This window comes from Oceanobacter sp. 1_MG-2023, assembly GCF_030689025.1.
GTDB lineage: Bacteria > Pseudomonadota > Gammaproteobacteria > Pseudomonadales > Oceanobacteraceae > Oceanobacter.
The window spans coordinates 1-773 of the sequence record NZ_JAUYWA010000068.1 but is presented as its reverse complement, the minus strand read 5'-3'; the positions used below and the strand labels follow the sequence as shown (position 1 = coordinate 773).

The window sequence follows — 773 nt, the reverse complement described above, 5'->3', positions numbered from 1 at the left end:
GTTACTCATTCATCGTTACCGCTACCGATGGCGCCGGTAACCATACCGACCAAGCGGTTACCCTCGATGTGAACGATATTGCCCCAGAAGCCAGTATTGTGATATCACCCGAGACGGCACAGCTGGAAGCACTGGGTAATACCATTGGTTATGACGATGATCCTCAAATCACCGCCGTGGGCAGCGATGGCTCCTATGTGGTGACCTGGTACGGTGAGGATAGCGACGATGATTGGTCAATCTTTGTGCAGGCCTTTAACGCCGATGGTTCCTTCAACGGCGCCACGGTACAGCTGGAAGCGCCGGGTAATACCACCAGTGGCGACTATCGGCCTCAAATTACCGCCGTGGGCACCGATGGCGCCTATGTGGTGACCTGGTACGGAAGGGATAGCGACGATGATTTGTCGATCTTTGTGCAGGCGTTTAAAGCCGATGGTTCCTTCAACGGTGTCACGGTACAGCTGGAAGCACTGGGTAATACGACAGGTTATGACAGAAATCCCCAAATCACTGCGGTAGGCAGCGATGGCGCCTATGTGGTGACCTGGTACGGTGAGGATAGCGACGATGATTATTCAATCTTTGTGCAGGCGTTTAAAGCCGACGGCTCCGTCAACGGCACCGCGGTACAGCTGGAAGCGCTGGATAATACCTATAGTGATGACTATTCTCCCCAAATCACCGCGGTGGGCTCTGATGGCGCCTATGTGGTGACCTGGTACGGTGAGGATAGCGACGGTGATTGGTCTATCTTTGTGCAGGCGTTTAAA

General features: G+C 53.8%; 1 protein-coding gene. It reads left to right on the top strand.

Going from position 1 to position 773, the window contains the following annotated elements:
- Nucleotides 1–773, top strand: a 773-nt coding sequence (locus Q8W22_RS16650; RefSeq protein ID WP_305453127.1) for a hypothetical protein, incomplete at both ends; no start/stop codon positions are given.